General features: G+C 70.8%; 15 protein-coding genes and 1 other annotated feature. Of the genes, 8 read left to right on the top strand and 7 right to left on the bottom strand.

All coding sequences use genetic code 11. From position 1 onward, the window contains the following. The coding region (locus tag K6I34_RS02205; protein ID WP_229322275.1) for a protein kinase at positions 1–1,078 on the bottom strand (1,078 nt) is incomplete at its 3' end. Between the two features lie 299 nt (positions 1,079–1,377). On the opposite strand from K6I34_RS02205, the gene K6I34_RS02200 reads away from it, so the two are divergent. Beyond that, a complete protein-coding gene (locus tag K6I34_RS02200; protein ID WP_229322274.1) occupies positions 1,378–2,979 on the top strand; it encodes a protein kinase in 1,602 nt (533 codons plus the stop codon). A 103-nt stretch (positions 2,980–3,082) separates the two neighbouring features. Here the strand turns inward: K6I34_RS02200 and K6I34_RS02195 are convergent, their stop codons facing one another. From K6I34_RS02195 to K6I34_RS02185, 3 genes are all read right to left on the bottom strand, one after another. Next, the gene (locus K6I34_RS02195; protein ID WP_229322273.1) at positions 3,083–4,204 is read right to left on the bottom strand and encodes a phosphotransferase; all 1,122 of its coding nucleotides are present in this window, start codon (positions 4,202–4,204) and stop codon (positions 3,083–3,085) included. A 117-nt stretch (positions 4,205–4,321) separates the two neighbouring features. Continuing rightward, positions 4,322–4,774: a pyridoxamine 5'-phosphate oxidase family protein gene (locus K6I34_RS02190; protein WP_229322272.1), complete on the bottom strand. Its 453-nt coding sequence runs from the start codon at positions 4,772–4,774 to the stop codon at positions 4,322–4,324. A gap of 131 nt (positions 4,775–4,905) precedes the next feature. Next, positions 4,906–5,565: a response regulator transcription factor gene (locus K6I34_RS02185; protein WP_229322271.1), complete on the bottom strand. Its 660-nt coding sequence runs from the start codon at positions 5,563–5,565 to the stop codon at positions 4,906–4,908. Between the two features lie 360 nt (positions 5,566–5,925). Between K6I34_RS02185 and pdhA the strand changes: the two genes are divergently transcribed. The 6 genes from pdhA (at position 5,926) to K6I34_RS02155 (ending at position 12,779) form a co-directional block, all read left to right on the top strand. After that, positions 5,926–7,086 (top strand): pyruvate dehydrogenase (acetyl-transferring) E1 component subunit alpha, encoded by a 1,161-nt coding sequence (gene pdhA, locus K6I34_RS02180; protein WP_229322270.1) that lies wholly within the window; start codon positions 5,926–5,928, stop codon positions 7,084–7,086. After that, a complete protein-coding gene (locus K6I34_RS02175; protein ID WP_229322269.1) occupies positions 7,086–8,066 on the top strand; it encodes an alpha-ketoacid dehydrogenase subunit beta in 981 nt (326 codons plus the stop codon). The genes pdhA and K6I34_RS02175 overlap by 1 nt, the downstream gene beginning before the upstream one ends. Before the next feature lie 23 nt (positions 8,067–8,089). Next, positions 8,090–9,556 carry a dihydrolipoamide acetyltransferase family protein gene (locus K6I34_RS02170; protein WP_229322268.1) on the top strand — a complete coding sequence of 489 codons (1,467 nt, stop codon included), beginning with the start codon at positions 8,090–8,092 and terminating at the stop codon, positions 9,554–9,556. Positions 9,557–9,825: 269 nt separating this feature from the next. Continuing rightward, complete coding sequence (locus tag K6I34_RS02165; protein WP_229322267.1) at positions 9,826–10,641, top strand: helix-turn-helix transcriptional regulator; 816 nt, start codon at positions 9,826–9,828, stop codon at positions 10,639–10,641. A 114-nt stretch (positions 10,642–10,755) separates the two neighbouring features. Then, the gene (locus K6I34_RS02160) at positions 10,756–11,430 is read left to right on the top strand and encodes a GntR family transcriptional regulator (RefSeq protein ID WP_229322266.1); all 675 of its coding nucleotides are present in this window, start codon (positions 10,756–10,758) and stop codon (positions 11,428–11,430) included. Continuing rightward, the gene (locus tag K6I34_RS02155; RefSeq protein WP_229322265.1) at positions 11,427–12,779 is read left to right on the top strand and encodes a nitrate/nitrite transporter; all 1,353 of its coding nucleotides are present in this window, start codon (positions 11,427–11,429) and stop codon (positions 12,777–12,779) included. Before K6I34_RS02160 ends, K6I34_RS02155 begins: the two co-directional genes overlap by 4 nt. Positions 12,780–12,982: 203 nt before the next feature. Here the strand turns inward: K6I34_RS02155 and K6I34_RS02150 are convergent, their stop codons facing one another. Then, positions 12,983–13,813: a maleylpyruvate isomerase family mycothiol-dependent enzyme gene (locus tag K6I34_RS02150; RefSeq protein WP_229322264.1), complete on the bottom strand. Its 831-nt coding sequence runs from the start codon at positions 13,811–13,813 to the stop codon at positions 12,983–12,985. Between the two features lie 169 nt (positions 13,814–13,982). On the opposite strand from K6I34_RS02150, the gene K6I34_RS02145 reads away from it, so the two are divergent. After that, positions 13,983–14,762, top strand: coding sequence for a carbon-nitrogen family hydrolase (locus K6I34_RS02145; RefSeq protein ID WP_229322276.1), 780 nt, complete (start codon positions 13,983–13,985; stop codon positions 14,760–14,762). Positions 14,763–14,880: 118 nt separating this feature from the next. On the opposite strand, the gene K6I34_RS02140 is transcribed toward K6I34_RS02145, so the two are convergent. Together K6I34_RS02140 and K6I34_RS02135 are read right to left on the bottom strand one after the other, a co-directional pair. Next, positions 14,881–15,318, bottom strand: coding sequence for a hypothetical protein (locus K6I34_RS02140; RefSeq protein WP_229322263.1), 438 nt, complete (start codon positions 15,316–15,318; stop codon positions 14,881–14,883). A 102-nt stretch (positions 15,319–15,420) separates the two neighbouring features. Further along, positions 15,421–15,537: a sequence feature (AL1L pseudoknot), on the bottom strand. Beyond that, positions 15,492–15,812: a transposase gene (locus K6I34_RS02135; protein WP_229322262.1), complete on the bottom strand. Its 321-nt coding sequence runs from the start codon at positions 15,810–15,812 to the stop codon at positions 15,492–15,494. Its footprint overlaps the feature before it by 46 nt. Positions 15,813–16,049: the final 237 nt, after the last annotated feature.

Here is a 16,049-nt window from a genome sequence, read left to right as displayed (position 1 = left end):
TGGAAGGCCCGTAGCCGCCGTTGTACGGGCTCTGCTGGGCGGCGTGCGGCTGCGGCGGCTGGTACGGCGTCCGCACGGCCTGCGGGCCCGGCGCGGGCGGTGCCTGCTGGTCCACCGGCGGGAAGACGGCCGAGCTCACGCCCGCGCCACTGCGCGGGGCGGGGCCGCCCGAGACGATGACCGGCGAGGCCGCGGACTGGGCGGTGCCCACCACGCGCGCGCACTCGTCCCGCATGGACTCGGCGTTCGGGAAGCGCTCGTTCGGGTTCTTCTTCAGGGCGCGTGCTACGAGCGCGTCGACGGCCGGGGGGATCGACCGGTTGATCGTGGAGGGCGCGACCGGCTCCTCCTGGACGTGCGCGTACGCGATGGCCAGCGGGGAGTCCGCGTCGAACGGCAGCCGCCCGGTCAGCAGCTCGAAGAGCATGATGCCGACCGAGTAGAGGTCCGAGCGGGCGTCCACGCCGCGCCCGAGCGCCTGCTCGGGCGAGAGGTACTGCGGGGTGCCGACGACCATGCCGGTCTGCGTCATGGAGGTCACGCCGGACTGCATGGCCCGCGCGATGCCGAAGTCCATGACCTTGACCACGTTGCGCTTCGTGACCATCACGTTGCCGGGCTTGATGTCCCGGTGGACGAGCCCCATCTCGTGGCTGACCTCAAGGGCCGCCAGCACGTCGGCGGTGACCTTCAGCGCCTTCTCGGTGGGCATCGCGCCGTACTGCCGGATGTCGGCGTCGAGCACGGAGCGCAGCGGCTGGCCCTCGACGTACTCCATGACGATGTACGGCATGGTCGACCCGTCCAGGTCGTCCTCGCCCGTATCGAATACCGAGACGATGTTGGTGTGTGTGAGCTTGGCGACGGCCTGGGCCTCGCGCCGGAAGCGCTCGCGGAAGGACGCCTCGCGCCCGAGCTCCGTGTGCAGGGTCTTGATGGCGACCTGGCGGTCCAGGACGGTGTCGTAGGCCAGGTGCACGGAGGCCATGCCGCCCTCGCCCAGGAGGTCGCGGAGCTGGTAGCGGCCGCGCCCGACCGCCCTGCCCGCATAACGGCCCTGCGCGCCGTCCTGGCTCATTGTTCCGCTTCCCCCTTGGCGCTCGGCCTGCTGTACTGGTCCGGCCTGGGCCGGTGCCACCGATGGATCCCGGCCAAGTGTGCCCCAGGGCGCGGGCACGTCAAGCCGCGTGCCCGTTCCGTGACGGGATGCGCGACAAGCCGTCACGAGATTTGCCTTGCTCGCGCCCGTACAGGTTTGATAGCGCGTCCATCCCGGACCGGCGCGCGGCCTGGAGCCTGTAGCGTGCCTTAGCGGAAGACCGTTTTCCCCGCGCAGCGCCACTCACGCGCCGCGGCCAGACACGACGGCGAGGACTGATGGCACAGACGCAGAGCGCCCAGGGTCCATCCGACCCTGACGCCAACGGGGGCGGTATGCCCGATGTGCCTGAAATGTGGGGCAACGGCGGGCTGGTCGGCGACGGCCGCTACCGCCTCACCCACCGGCTCGGGCGCGGCGGTATGGCGGAGGTGTTCGCCGCCGAGGACGTACGCCTCGGGCGCACGGTCGCGGTGAAGCTGCTCCGCTCCGATCTCGCCGAGGACCCGGTGTCCAAGGCGCGCTTCACCCGCGAGGCACAGTCGGTCGCCGGACTGAACCACCACGCGGTGGTCGCCGTCTACGACTCCGGCGAGGACCAGGTCGGCCGCGGCGTCGTGCCGTACATCGTCATGGAGTTGGTTGAAGGCCGCACTATTCGCGACCTGTTGCTCAACGCCGATGCGCCCCCGCCCGAGCAGGCGCTCATCATCGTCTCCGGGGTGCTGGAGGCGCTGGCCTACAGCCACGCGCACGGCATCGTCCACCGCGACATCAAGCCCGCGAACGTCATCATCACGAACACGGGCGCGGTCAAGGTCATGGACTTCGGCATCGCCCGCGCCCTGCACGGCGCGCAGTCCACCATGACGCAGACCGGCATGGTGATGGGCACGCCGCAGTACCTCTCGCCCGAGCAGGCGCTCGGCAAGACGGTCGACGCGCGCTCGGACCTCTACGCGACCGGCTGCCTGCTGTACGAACTGCTGGCGCTCCGTCCGCCGTTCACCGGCGAGACGCCGCTTTCGGTGGTCTACCAGCACGTCCAGGACAACCCCGTGCCCCCGTCGCAGGTGCTCGGCAGCGTGCCCGCGGAGCTCGACGGCCTGGTCGTGCGCTCCCTCGCGAAGGACCCGGACGACCGGTTCCAGAGCGCCGAGGAAATGCGCGGCATGGTGCAGTACGCACTCCAGATGCTGCAAGAGGGCGGTGCCCACACCGGCTCCTGGAACACCGGCCCGGTGGCCCACGCCACGGCCGCCACGCAGGCGCTCGGTATGGGCGGGGGCATGGCGGGCACCACCGCCATGCCGCACCCCGTGCACGGCAACACCTCGCAGCAGCCGCTCCTGCCGCCCCGCAACGGCGACGACGGCGGTTTCGACGGCTACGGCGGCGGCTACGGGGGCAACGGCGGCCGGGGCCGCGGAGGCGGCGGCAGGGGCAAGATGGTGCTCGTCGCCGTGCTTGCCGTGCTCGCGATCGTGGCGGGTGTGGTGTACGCGGTGAACAACCTGAATGCGGGCAACAAGAGCGACGGCCCGTCGACGAAGCAGTCCAGCGTTCCCTCGACCTCCGCCAGCGACTCCGGGTCGCCGAGCCCCAAGCACACCCCTTCCAAGGGCACGGGGGACGGCAGCACCGGACGTGAGCGTGGCGGCGACTGGAGCGACGAGCCGACCGGCAATCCGTCCCGGGGCCGTCACTCGACTCCCCCGTCGCCCGATCCGTCGGCTCCTCCGACCGGTGGCACGTCGGGGGACCCCAACCCCTCGCCCAAGCCCTCGGACGACGGTGGCAAGCCGCCGACGCACGACACGGGCACGCCGCAGGGCCAGACCGGCGGCAGCAACACGATCCCGGGCGTCACGGGCAACTGACGAGTGCCGACGACCGAGCCCGCCTCCCCTGCCGACAGGGAAGGCGGGCTCAGCCGTGTGTGCGGCCGACGCGGGCTCTCGGTCCGTGAAGACTCCTGAAGGTTCAGTCCGTGAAGGCGGCGCGCACCGACTCGTACGAGCGGGTCCACCACACGGCCAGGGCCGCCGACGCCGGGAAGCCCGGGTCGGCGCGGTGGTCGCCCAGCTGGTAGCGCCAGCGCAGCATCCAGAAGTCGTTCAGCCGCTCCCACCACACGCGGTGCACGGCGGCCGCCAGTTCGGCCCGGCCGGCGCCGGAAGCGCGCCGGTACGCGCGCGCGTAGAGGCGTATTTTGGCCAGATCCAGCGTGCCGTCGGGCCGCAGGAAGAAGATCACCGCCGCGCGGACGGCCTCCTCGGCGCGGGGCTGGACGCCCAGCCGGTCCCAGTCGAGGATCGCGGCGGGTTCGCCGCCCCGGTAGAGCAGGTTCAGCGGGTGGAAGTCGCCGTGCACCCAGCCGAGGGCGGGCGCCGCGGCGGGGCGGCGGTGCGCGTGGAGCTCCAGCAGGGCGCGGCGTTCGACGAGCCGGTGCTCGGCGAGCTCGTCGAAGGAGTCGCGGGGCCGCCGCCGGATGCGCGCGAGGAGCTCCTCGATGAGGGCGTAGGTGTCCTGCGGATCCGCCGAGACGTCCTGTGTCGCCCCTCTGACGCCCTGAGGGCACCTCCCCGGGCCCGGTGGCCATCTGGGTCCTCCCGGGCCCGCAGAAGCCCCTCCAGGGGCCTTCTCGGGATCTTCCGCCTGCTCCTCCGGGCAGACCTTCGCCAGACAGGTGTGCACCTGGCCGAGGAGGGTGCCCAGGCGGCGGGACTGGGCGCGGGTCAGTTCGCCGCCGTCGTGGTGGCGGCCCTCGACCCAGGGGTGCAGGGCGTAGCAGCGGCCGTCCAGGACGGTGACCGTGGAGCCCTCGTCGTCCGCGACGGGCGGGGCGACGGGCAGGCCGAGCGCCGCCAGCCGCAGCGTCACGCCGTGCTGGCGGGTGATGGCCGCGTGGTCGCCGTCGAGGTGGTGCTTGAGGAAGAAGTCCCCGCGGGTGGTGGTCAGGCGGTAGCCGCGGTTGAGCAGGCCCTCGGTCAGCGGGACGCAGACCAGGGGCGTGCCCGCGGCGCCGTAACGCCCCAGGAGCGCGCGCAGCGTGCCGCTGTCCGGGACGTCGGGGTCCGGGGTGCCGTGCTCGCCGTCCGGCACCCGGAATCCCGGCGCCCGAAGTCCGCCGTCCCCGCCGATTCCGCTGTGAACGGGATTATGAACGGGAGGGGTGACGAGCGGAGAGACAAGTGAGCGCGGCACGCTCCAAATGTTAGATCAGGCGGAGTGGGTGACCTGTCGCACGGGGACGCCTCCGAGGTGATGCACGGTGATGAACTGCGGTTCGATGCACAGGTATTCGGGAATGAAAGGCGCGTCGTCCGCCGTGCGCGGGGGCCTGCCGAAACGTTCGAGTTCGGCGGGGGACGGGGCGAAGAGACGTGCGGTGCCCGCGAATTGCACGGTCCAGACGTCCTCGTCGCCCTCGCCGCGGTCACCGAGATTGTCGGCGCCGTACGCGACGACATTTCCGTCGCAGGCCTGCGCGTAGCCGAAACCGCCGTGCAGGCGCAGCAGGACCGAGCGACCGCTCACGATGTGCCGGGCGACGGTGACGAAGGGCAGCGCGCGCATGCTCACGGAGAGCCTGCCGTAGGGCATGCGGGCGAGCAGTTCGAGCGCCCGGTATTCGTCGTGGTCGCCGGGGGCCCCGGCGTGCGGTGTGAGCATGGCCACCACTGTGCCCGGTGGTGTCCTGCCCCCGTAGGGGCACCCGCCCCTACGTCCAGGGACGTTGGTCCTGAAATACAGCAAACGGCCGAAACCGGGGGCGGGCCCTTCGAGCCCTTATGGCGCGCCCGTCAGTTCTTCCGGGCCTCCAGCCTGGCCACGTACGCGGCTGCCTGGGAGCGCCGCTCCATGCCCAGCTTGGACAGCAGGCTGGAGACGTAGTTCTTGATGGTCTTCTCGGCGAGGTGCAGCCGCTCGCCGATGGCGCGGTTGGTCAGGCCCTCGCCGATCAGGTCGAGGATGCGCCGCTCCTGGTCGGTCAGGCTCGCCAGCCGGTCGTCGCCCTTGGTGTGCTTGCCGTCGCGCAGCCGCTCCAGCACGCGGGCCGTCGCCACCGGGTCGAGGAGGGATTTCCCGGCCGCCACGTCCCGTACCGCCGAGAGCAGCTCATTGCCCCGGATCGCTTTCAGTACGTAGCCGGACGCCCCTGCCATGATGGCGTCGAAGAGCGCCTCGTCGTCCGCGAAGGAGGTGAGCATCAGGCATTTGATGTTCTCGTCCTGCGAGCGGATTTCCCGGCATACTTCCACTCCGCTGCCATCCGGAAGGCGAACGTCCAGAACGGCGACATCGGGCCGGGTCGCGAGAATGCGCACGAGGGCGTCGGCGGCCGTGCCGGCCTCGCCCACGACCTCGATGTCCGCCTCCACGGAGAGCATCTCGTGCACGCCCCGGCGGACCACCTCGTGGTCGTCGAGCAGAAATACCGTGATTTTTCGCTGTTCGGGCACAGGCCCAGAGTCTCACATCAACTCTTCCCCTGCTCTTGTCCTCCGGGATAACCTCCGGACGTTCCGGCGGCCTGCACGGCCGTGCTCACAAGGGCGTGACCAGGAGCGTTGTCCCGCTTTCTCGATTTACTTGGAAATCCAAGCAAAATTGCAGGTCAGACGGGGTTTCGCAGGAATGCGTCCTTCTGGGTAACGTGCTTATTGCAGGCCATTGGCCGGGGCGCCTGTCACGCCCGGTGCCGGCCTCGGCACACCCACCCCGTGTGCCGTCGGGGACCGGGCGAGCACTCTCCTGCCTCACGGCAGGGGACCCCATCTGGCCACCGGCGACCCCGGGGGCCGGACAGACGGAGGAGCAACGTGACTGTGGACAGCACTGCCGCGCGCAAGCCGCGCCGGGGCAGCAGCAAGCGCGCCGCCGGGACCAAGGCCACGAAGGCCGCCCGGCCGGACGAGCCCGAGCTCGTACAGCTGCTGACGCCGGAGGGCGAGCGGGTCGAGCACCCCGACTACTCCATCGACCTGACGTCCGAGGAACTGCGTGGACTGTACCGCGACATGGTGCTGACCCGCCGGTTCGACGCGGAGGCCACCACCCTGCAGCGCCAGGGCGAACTGGGCCTGTGGGCCTCGCTGCTCGGCCAGGAGGCCGCGCAGATCGGCTCCGGCCGGGCCACCCGCGACGACGACTACGTCTTCCCGACCTACCGCGAGCACGGCGTCGCCTGGTGCCGCGGGGTCGACCCCACGAACCTCCTGGGCATGTTCCGCGGCGTGAACAACGGCGGCTGGGACCCCAACGAGAACAACTTCCACCTCTACACGATCGTCATCGGCTCGCAGGCCCTGCACGCGACCGGCTACGCCATGGGCGTCGCCAAGGACGGCGCGGACTCCGCCGTGATCGCCTACTTCGGCGACGGCGCCTCCAGCCAGGGCGACGTGGCGGAGGCGTTCACGTTCTCCGCCGTCTACAACGCCCCTGTGGTCTTCTTCTGCCAGAACAACCAGTGGGCCATCTCCGAGCCCACCGACCGGCAGACCCGCGTCCCGCTCTACCAGCGCGCGCAGGGCTACGGCTTCCCGGGCGTCCGCGTCGACGGCAACGACGTCCTGGCCGTGCTGGCCGTCACCAAGGCCGCGCTGGACCGTGCCCGCACCGGCCAGGGCCCCACGCTCGTCGAGGCGTTCACCTACCGCATGGGTGCCCACACCACCTCCGACGACCCGACGCGCTACCGCCGCGACGAGGAGCGCGAGCTGTGGGAGGCCAAGGACCCGATCCTGCGCCTGCGCACGCTCATGGAGCGCGAGGGCCACGCCGACGAGGCGTTCTTCACCGCGCTGGAGGAGGAGTCCGACGCCCTCGCCAAGCGGGTGCGCGACGTCGTCCGCAGCATGCCGGACCCCGACCACATGGCGATCTTCGAGAACATCTACGCCGACGGCCACGCGCTCGTCGACGAGGAGCGCGCGCAGTTCGCCGCCTACCAGGCTTCGTTCGCCGAGGAGAGCCACTGATGTCCGTAGAGAAGCTCTCCATCGCGAAGGCGATCAACGCCTCGCTGCGCACCGCCCTGGAGAACGATCCCAAGGTCCTGATCATGGGCGAGGACGTGGGCAAGCTCGGCGGCGTCTTCCGTGTCACCGACGGCCTGCAGAAGGACTTCGGCGAGGAGCGGGTCATCGACACCCCGCTCGCCGAGTCCGGCATCGTGGGCACCGCGATCGGCCTCGCCCTGCGCGGCTACCGGCCGGTCGTGGAGATCCAGTTCGACGGTTTCGTCTTCCCCGCGTACGACCAGATCGTCACCCAGCTGGCCAAGATGCACGCCCGGTCGCTCGGCAAGGTCAAGCTGCCGGTCGTCATCCGCATCCCCTACGGCGGCGCGATCGGTGCCGTCGAGCACCACAGCGAGTCCCCCGAGGCGCTGTTCGCGCATGTGGCGGGCCTGAAGGTGATCTCCCCGTCGAACGCCTCGGACGCCTACTGGATGCTCCAGCAGGCCATCCAGAGCGACGACCCGGTGATCTATTTCGAGCCGAAGCGCCGCTATCACGACAAGTCCGAGGTCGACACCGAGGCGATCCCCGGACCGCTGCACACCGCGCGCGTCGCGCGCGCGGGCACCGACCTCACCCTGGCCGCCTACGGCCCCATGGTGAAGACCTGTCTCGAGGCTGCCGCGGCGGCCGCCGAGGAGGGCAAGTCGCTGGAGGTGCTGGACCTCCGGTCGATGTCGCCCATCGACTTCGACTCGATCCAGGCGTCCGTCGAGCGGACCCGCCGTCTGGTCGTCGTCCACGAGGCACCGGTCTTCTACGGCAGCGGCGCCGAGATCGCCGCCCGGATCACCGAGCGCTGCTTCTACCACCTGGAGGCACCGGTGCTGCGGGTCGGCGGATATCACGCGCCCTACCCGCCGTCCCGGCTGGAGGACGAGTACCTTCCGGGACTGGACCGGGTGCTCGACGCCGTCGACCGCGCGCTGGCGTACTGAGGGGTACGAGGAGAGTCGTGACCATGACCGCAAACAGCATGCGCTTCCGCGAGTTCAAGATGCCGGACGTCGGCGAGGGGCTCACCGAGGCGGAGATCCTCAAGTGGTACGTCGCCGCGGGCGACACCGTCTCCGACGGCCAGATCGTGTGCGAGGTGGAGACGGCCAAGGCCGCCGTCGAGCTGCCGATCCCGTTCGACGGTGTCGTGCACGAACTCCGCTTCCCGGAGGGCACGACGGTCGACGTCGGCCAGGTGATCATCTCCGTGGACACCGACCCGGGCGCCGGGCCCGCCGACGCGCCGGCCGCGCCCGCGGCGGCCGCCGCGGCCCCTGCCCCCGCCGCCACGCCCGAGGCGCCCGCCGCGCCCGAGCGGCAGGCGGTCCTGGTGGGGTACGGCGCCGCGCCGTCCTCCACCAAGCGCCGGCCCCGCAAGGCGCAGCCGGACCGTTCCGCCTCGGTGACCGCCGCCGTGCAGGCGGAGCTCAACGGGGCTCCGGCACCCGCCCCGATAGCGGCGCCCGTGGCACCCGCAGAGCCCGTGGCACCCGTAGCGCCCGAGGCCGTCCCGGGTCAGGCCCGTCCGCTGGCCAAGCCCCCGGTGCGCAAGCTCGCCAAGGACCTCGGTATCGACCTGGCCACGGTCGTGGCGACCGGGGCCGACGGCATCGTGACCCGTGAGGACGTCCACGCCGCAGCCGCCGCGCGCCTCGCGCCCTCCCCGGTCGCGGAGGAGCCGGTGGCGGTCGCGGAGGTGCCCGCGGCGGCCGGGGCACCGGGCCTCGCCGCGCGCGAGACCCGCATCCCCGTCAAGGGCGTACGCAAGGCCACCGCTCAGGCGATGGTCGCGAGCGCCTTCACCGCGCCGCACGTCACGGAGTTCGTCACCGTCGACGTGACCCGCACGATGAAGCTCGTGCAGAAGCTCAAGGACGACCCGGACATGGCCGGGCTGCGGGTCAACCCGCTGCTGCTCGTCGCCAAGGCGCTGCTCGTCGCGATCAAGCGGAACCCCGGCATCAACGCCGCCTGGGACGAGGCCAACCAGGAGATCGTGGTCAAGCACTACGTGAACCTGGGCATCGCGGCCGCCACGCCGCGCGGCCTGATCGTGCCGAACATCAAGGACGCGGACGCCAAGACGCTCCCCGAGCTGTCGACCGCCCTGGGCGAGCTCGTCGGCACCGCGCGGGAAGGCAGGACCAGCCCGGCGGACATGGCGGGCGGCACGGTCACCATCACCAACGTGGGTGTCTTCGGCATCGACACCGGCACGCCCATCCTCAACCCGGGCGAGTCGGCGATCCTGGCCTTCGGCGCGATCAAGCTTCAGCCGTGGGTCCACAAGGGCAAGATCAAGCCGCGGCATGTGACGACGCTGGCGCTCTCCTTCGACCACCGTCTGGTCGACGGGGAACTCGGTTCCAAGGTGCTCGCCGATATCGCGGCCGTACTGGAGAACCCGAAGCGGCTGATCACCTGGGGCTGATTCCCGGAAACCCGCGAAAGCGGTTGAATGGGAAACCAATTCTGGGAAAAGGCCGAGACCGGCCGAGATCGGAGCCAGGACCGGCCAAGACCAAGGGCCCGGACGCTTCTCTCCTCACCCCCCTCCAGTGAGGAGAGAAGAAGCGTCCGGGCCCTTGGTCCTGTTACGGAGCGGCCTCGGGTCACCACCCTGGCAGGGGGTGGAATAGCCCGTGCTGGGCAATTTACTTAAGATTGACCGACACTTGCACTGTCGGATTTGGAGGCCACGTGGAAGGCGTCGACCGGGTGGACGGAGAGTCCATCAGCCGGCTCCTCCGTGCGTGGCGTGCGCGCGTCGACGCGCGCACCGTCCGTGAGCTGCGCGGCACCTTCCCGCCCCCCGGCCGCAAGCTCTCCCAGGCGCACGTGGCGCGGCTGACCGGAGTGAGCGAGGGCTGGTACCGCGCGCTGGAGGCGGGCCGCCGCCAGGACTTCTCCGAGAGCTTCCTGCTGCGCGTCGCGCAGGCGCTCCGGCTGAGCGACGCGGAGACGCTGACGCTCTTCCTCGCCGTCACCGGCCGCCGCCCGCCCGCGCTGCCCGGGGCGGGCGGCGAATTGCCGCACGGCGTGAAAGCGCTGCTCGAACAGCAGGTTTCCTACCCCGCATATCTCTCCGACGTGGCCTGGAATGTCGTCGCCACGAATTCCCTCATGGGCGAGTGGTTTCCCTGGGCGCGGCGGCCCGGGGCCAATCTCATGCGGTGGGCCCTGCTCGACCCCGAGGCCCGCGAGCAGATGCTCGACTGGGAGGACAGCTGCGCACGCGTCTATCTCGCGATGCTGCGCGTCGCGGCGAACAGCGATGCGGCCAATGGCGAACTGCGGGGGCTGGTGGCCGACATTCTCGACGCGGACGCGGACTGCCGGCGCATCTGGTCCGAGGAGCACGACGTGGTCGAGCACCGGGACGGGCATGTCTTCCGGCTGTGCCTGCCGGTTCACGGGCGGCGGGAGGTGCGGGTGACGACGCATGTGCTGCTGCCGATACAGCGGCCGGATCTGCGCTTCGTCTTCATCACGCCGCTGGACGGCTGGCGGCCGTAGCCGCTTCTGTGACCGGGGGCGAAGCCCCCGGGGTAGACGGGTGTAGACACCCGTCGGGGTCCGCCATGCGGACACGGGCTCGCCTCGGATACGTGTTGTATCTAAGGTGTACGCATGCCCACCGCGACCTCCGCCGATCCGATGCTCGCCGTCAAACAGCCCCCGGCAGCCGACCGTGTCTACCACCACGTCAAGGAAGCTGTACTGCACCGCCATTACGAGGGCGGGACGCTGCTCACCGAAGGGGAGCTGGCCGAGGTGGTCGGGGTGTCCCGGACGCCGGTGCGGGAGGCGCTGCTGCGGCTGGAGGCGGAAGGGCTGCTGAAGCTCTATCCGAAGAAGGGCGCCCTGGTCACGGCCGTCTCCGCGCAGGAGGTCGCGGACGTCGTCGAGACCCGGCTGCTCGTCGAGAAGTACGCCGCGGCCAAGGCCGTGCCCGCCTCCGAGCAACTGCTCACGCGGTTGGAGGGACTGCTCGACGCCATGGCGCGGCAGGCCGAGGCGGGCGACCTGGCCGCCGTCTCCGTCAGCGACCGCGCCTTCCACGCGGAGATCGTCAGCAGCGCGGGCAACCAGATCCTGTCCCGCCTCTACGACCAGTTGCGGGACCGTCAGCTCCGCATGGGCGTGGCCGTCATGCACGCGCACCCCGACCGCATCGCGAAGAACCACGCCGAGCACCGCGAGATCCTGGAGGCCCTGCGCTCCGGGGACGCCGGCGTGGCGACGGAGATCATCGACCGGCACGTGAGCTGGGTGCGGAACCTCGCGCAGGGAGACATCCGATGAGCCAGGCGATGAGCCGGGCCCCCATAGGCCTGCCCGGTGACCCACCGGGCGGCCCACGGGCCGTCGCCGTCTGGGGGCTCGGCGTCGGCGTCTACTTCGTCGCGATCATCTTCCGTACGAGCCTCGGCGTGGCGGGCATCGACGCCGCCGACCGCTTCCACATCAACGCCTCGGCGCTGTCCACCTTCTCCATACTCCAGCTGCTCGTCTACGCGGGCATGCAGATACCCGTCGGCCTCATGGTCGACCGGCTGGGGACGAAGAAGGTCCTGGGCCTCGGTGCCGTCCTGTTCACCGCCGGGCAGTTCGCCTTCGCGTTCTCGCACTCCTACGGCATGGCCCTCGCCAGCCGCGCCCTGCTCGGCTGCGGTGACGCGATGACGTTCATCAGCGTGCTGCGGCTCGGCGCCCGCTGGTTCCCCGCCCGTCGCGGGCCGATGATCGCGCAGGTGGCCGCACTGTTCGGGATGGCGGGCAACCTCGTCTCCACCGTCGTGCTCGCCCGGCTGCTGCACAGCACGGGCTGGACGCGGACGTTCGCCTCCAGCGCCGCCGCCGGGATCGTCGTCCTCGTCCTGCTCCTGCTCTTCCTCAAGGACCACCCCAAGGGCCACGAGCCGCCCGCGGACGGGCGCGCGGGCGGCAAGGGCTTCGTGCGGCAGCAGATCACGCGCGCCTGGCGCGAGCCCGGCACCCGGCTCGGCATGTGGGTCCACTTCACCACGCAGTTCCCCGCGATGGTGTTCCTGCTGCTGTGGGGCATGCCCTTCCTCGTCGAGGCCCAGGGCCTCTCCCGGGGTACCGCGGGGCTGCTGCTCACCCTCGTCGTGCTGTCCAACATGGCCGTGGGGCTGGTCTACGGCCAGATCGTCGGCCGCCACCACGACGCCCGGCTGCCGCTCGCGCTCGGCACGGTCGCCGCGACCGCCCTGCTGTGGGCGAGCGTCCTCGCCTGGCCCGGCGCGCACGCGCCCTTCTGGCTGCTGGTCGTGGAGTGCCTCGTCCTCGGCGCCTGCGGCCCCGCCTCGATGATCGGCTTCGATTTCGCCCGCCCCGCGAACCCGCCCGAGCGCCAGGGCACGGCGTCCGGCATCGTCAACATGGGCGGCTTCATCGCCTCGATCACCACGCTGCTCGCCGTCGGCCTGCTGCTGGACGCGACCGGGCAGAACTACCGCGCGGCGTTCTGCGCGGTGTTCGTCCTGGAGGGGGTGGGGCTCTCCCAGATCCTGCGGCTGCGGACGCGGGCCTTGCGGCGGGAGGAGGAGCGGGTGGTGGCTTCCCGGGTGGAGACGGTGCATGTGCCTGCGGCGCAGGACCCGTATGGGCGTGAGCACTCCGCCGGGTGAGCCTTCGCGGGGGCTTCGCCCCCGGGCCCCCTTCGCCTATGGGGGTGCGTCTTGCGCTGCGTGCGCGGCTGCGGGACCGCTGCGCTTGCGCCTACCGGGGTGCCTCTTGCCTCCGGCGTGCGGCTGCGGGTCGTGGCTGGTCGCGCCCGCGCGGCGGAGCCGCATATCGGAACAGCCTCGCGCCCCTTACGGGGCGCGCTGCTTCACGGTGTGATCGCGAATTCCCTGAGGATCGAGCGGGCCAGCCTCGGGTCGCCCTCTACCTTGATCAGGTCTGTGACCGTGTCCGGGCGTACGCGGCCGCAGGCCAGGCGCGCGTAGGTCTCCCAGTCCATGACCAGGGTCACCGCGGGGCCCAGGGACACGCTGCTGTCGATCTTTCCCCTGCCCTGGGTGTCGACCCTTACGGTCCGCAGGAATTCGAGCGGGCCGTGCACGTCGAAGACGACCGCCGAGCCGGGTGGCGCGCCCGCGTCCTTGGCCACGACCTTCGGCAGGGCGGCGAGCAGGAAGTCCCGCGCGATGACCGCCGCGGGCGAGTCCAGGTTGCCCGGCAGGCCGAGCGCGCGGCGCAGGTCCTGCTCGTGCGTCCAGACGTCGAAGGCCCGCACGGTCAGGGCCCGTTCGAGCGGCTGGTCGTTGCCCGAACCCAGCGGCCAGCGGACGGGGGCCTGCGGGCTGCGGTTCTCGTTGCGCAGCTGACGGCAGCGCCGCAGGATGACGAGGTCGAGCTCCGAGGCCATCTCCAGGGCCGTATGGCAGCGCCGGACGTCCACCTGCACCTCGATGTACCGCGAGAACTCGTCGGTGACATGCCGGAGATCGCGCGGCAGGGTGTGGATCGGACGGGGCTCGCCCAGGAATTCGGTTTCGACACCGATGACATGTGAAACCACATCGCGGACGGACCACCCGGGGCACTCGGTGGGACGGTTCCAGTCGCTTTCGGCGAGCTGCTTCACCAGCTCGTGAATCGCTTCGATGGAGTGGGTCCAGGCGTCGATGACGGGCTGCAGGCTTGGATGGACGGTCACGGAATCCCTCGGGCGGTGCGTGCGCGGAAGAGGCGGAAGAAGCGGGAGAACTGGCTGCTCGTGCGTCTGCTGCGGGGTGGGTGCGTGCTCTCAGGGCCCCACAGCAGTTAAGTTACGCTGCGCACGGGCAGGCTGGCAGTGGTTTCGAACCCTGAGAGTGGTGGTACTGGTGCGCGTCTCCTTGATCCAAATAGCCGTGTCGGACAGCGAGTCGGTCGACGAGCGGCGGGAACGCGCCGCCGGACTCGTACGCGAACAGCAGGGCAGTGACCTCGTGGTGCTGCCCGAACTGTGGCACGTCGGCGCCTTCGCGTACGACTCCTTCACCACCCGCGCGGAGCCGCTGGACGGCCCCACCGCCGGGGCGATGGCCGAAGCCGCACGCGATGCGCGTGTCTGGCTGCACGCCGGTTCGATCGCCGAACAAGATCCCTCCGGTGCTGTCTTCAACACCTCCCTGGTCTTCTCCCCCGACGGCGAACTGGTCCGCACGTATCGCAAGATCCACCGCTTCGGCTTCGACAAGGGCGAGGCCGTCCTGATGAGCGCGGGCAGCGAGATCGTCACCGTCCCGCACCCGGACACCACGCTGGGCCTGGCCACCTGCTACGACCTGCGCTTCCCCGAGCTCTTCCGGGCTCTGGTCGACGCGGGCGCCCAGACCCTCGTGATCCCGGCCGGCTGGCCGGAGCGCCGCCTCGGCCACTGGACGCTGCTGGCCAGGGCGCGGGCCGTGGAGAACCAGTCGTACGTCCTCGCCTGTGGCACGGCGGGCACGCACGCGAACGTCCCCCAGGCGGGGCACAGCATGGTCATCGACCCGTGGGGCGAGGTCCTCGCCGAGGCGGGCCACCGTGAGGAGGTCCTCACGGTGGATCTCGATGTGGAGCGGGTGGTGAAGACGCGGGAGGAATTCCCCGCGTTGAAGGATCGTGTGCTTGGTCGCTAGCGCTGGCTGAGCGGTGGCGAGTGCTTCTGCTGCTTCTGCTTCGCCTACAAGCTCGGTTCGTTCTGTGGGTCGGCGGCTGCGGGTCCGTTGGGGCTGGTCGCGCAGTTCCCCGCGCCCCTTACGGGGCGTACGTCACCGCATCGTTGTGGCGGTCGCTCCATGTCCATGTCTTGGCGTGGACTCCCGCCATCGTGAACGGTACGCCGCCCTGCTGTCGGCGCAGGAATGCCTGGTACTCGCGTCTGTGCTCGTGCATGGCGTGTTCCACTTCGTCGTCGCCCGGCGTCGCCACCGTGCGGGCCGCGTCCGTGTCGTGGAGGCGGCGGGTGCAGCGGACCACCGTGCGGGGCGGGGTGCTGGGTACGTCGGCGAGCCGGACGGTGCGTCTGGCCAGTGCGGTCTCCAGCAGGTCCAGGACGAACTCGGGGCGTACGTCCCCCTTGACGTCCCAGTGGAGGACGACGCAGGTGGACAGGTCCACGGCGAAGAGCATGTAGATCGGCTCGGACGGGACGCCCGATCTCGCCGCGCTCAGGGGCAGGTAGTCGAGGGCCACCGTCCGCGCCGAGGCGCGCGCGCCGTGGCGGTCGTGGCGTGGGGCAGGAGGCTCCTTCCGCGCCGTCGTGTGCCGGGCGGTGCGGTGCGCGTAGTAGGTGGACGGGGCGATCGCCAGCGTTCTGCAGATCGGCTCGACCCCGAACTCCCGGTGCCGGCTGTCGACATAGGCGATCAGCGAGCGGAGCGCGGGTCGAGCTCCCGCGCGACGAAACCCCCTGCGTCCAGCAGGATGCGATTGGCCCGCTCCAGCTCCGTGAGCCGTTTCTCCAGCTCCGATATGCGCTGGGCGTCCGCCGTCGTCGTGCCGGGCCGGATGCCGGAGTCGATCTCCACCTGCCGCATCCACTGGCGCAGGGTCTCGCGGCCGATGCCGAGGTCCTGGGCGACCTTGGAGATCGACCCGTAGGACGTCCCGTTCCTGCTGCGCTCGTCGTGGACCCGGCGGACGGCCTCCTGCCGCAGGTCGGTCGCGTACTTCTTGCGTGCGGGCAAAGGGACGACCCCCATTCCAGGCTTCGCTGTCTCCAGGGAATCAGTCTTCCCTGCTCATGCGCCTGGCTGGGAGCTGGCGAACCCTGGCGAACCCCTGGCGAAAACGCGGGACTCGGGGCCTCTGCCGCGGTGGGCTGCGTAGGGTTTCGACCGCGGAGTCGGAATCGGCAAGGGTCCGCGTCATGTGCTGCCATCCCGTGCCCACTACAGGTTCCCTACTGCGCACGGAGAACGACA

Origin of the sequence: Streptomyces sp. UNOC14_S4, assembly GCF_020740835.1 — a bacterium.
Taxonomy (GTDB): Bacteria; Actinomycetota; Actinomycetes; order Streptomycetales; family Streptomycetaceae; genus Streptomyces.
The sequence above is the reverse complement of the archived record's forward strand: the minus strand, read 5'-3'. Positions and strand labels throughout refer to the sequence as shown.

What these genes read in the sequence shown, in the direction of transcription:
- K6I34_RS02190 (WP_229322272.1), bottom strand. Translation starts at nt 4,774, where the DNA reads ATGCTCACACCGCACGCCGGGGCCCCCGGCGACCACGACGAATACCGG.
- K6I34_RS02170 (WP_229322268.1), top strand. Translation starts at nt 8,090, where the DNA reads ATGACCGCAAACAGCATGCGCTTCCGCGAGTTCAAGATGCCGGACGTC.
- K6I34_RS02175 (WP_229322269.1), top strand. Translation starts at nt 7,086, where the DNA reads ATGTCCGTAGAGAAGCTCTCCATCGCGAAGGCGATCAACGCCTCGCTG.
- K6I34_RS02155 (WP_229322265.1), top strand. Translation starts at nt 11,427, where the DNA reads ATGAGCCAGGCGATGAGCCGGGCCCCCATAGGCCTGCCCGGTGACCCA.
- K6I34_RS02160 (WP_229322266.1), top strand. Translation starts at nt 10,756, where the DNA reads ATGCCCACCGCGACCTCCGCCGATCCGATGCTCGCCGTCAAACAGCCC.
- K6I34_RS02200 (WP_229322274.1), top strand. Translation starts at nt 1,378, where the DNA reads ATGGCACAGACGCAGAGCGCCCAGGGTCCATCCGACCCTGACGCCAAC.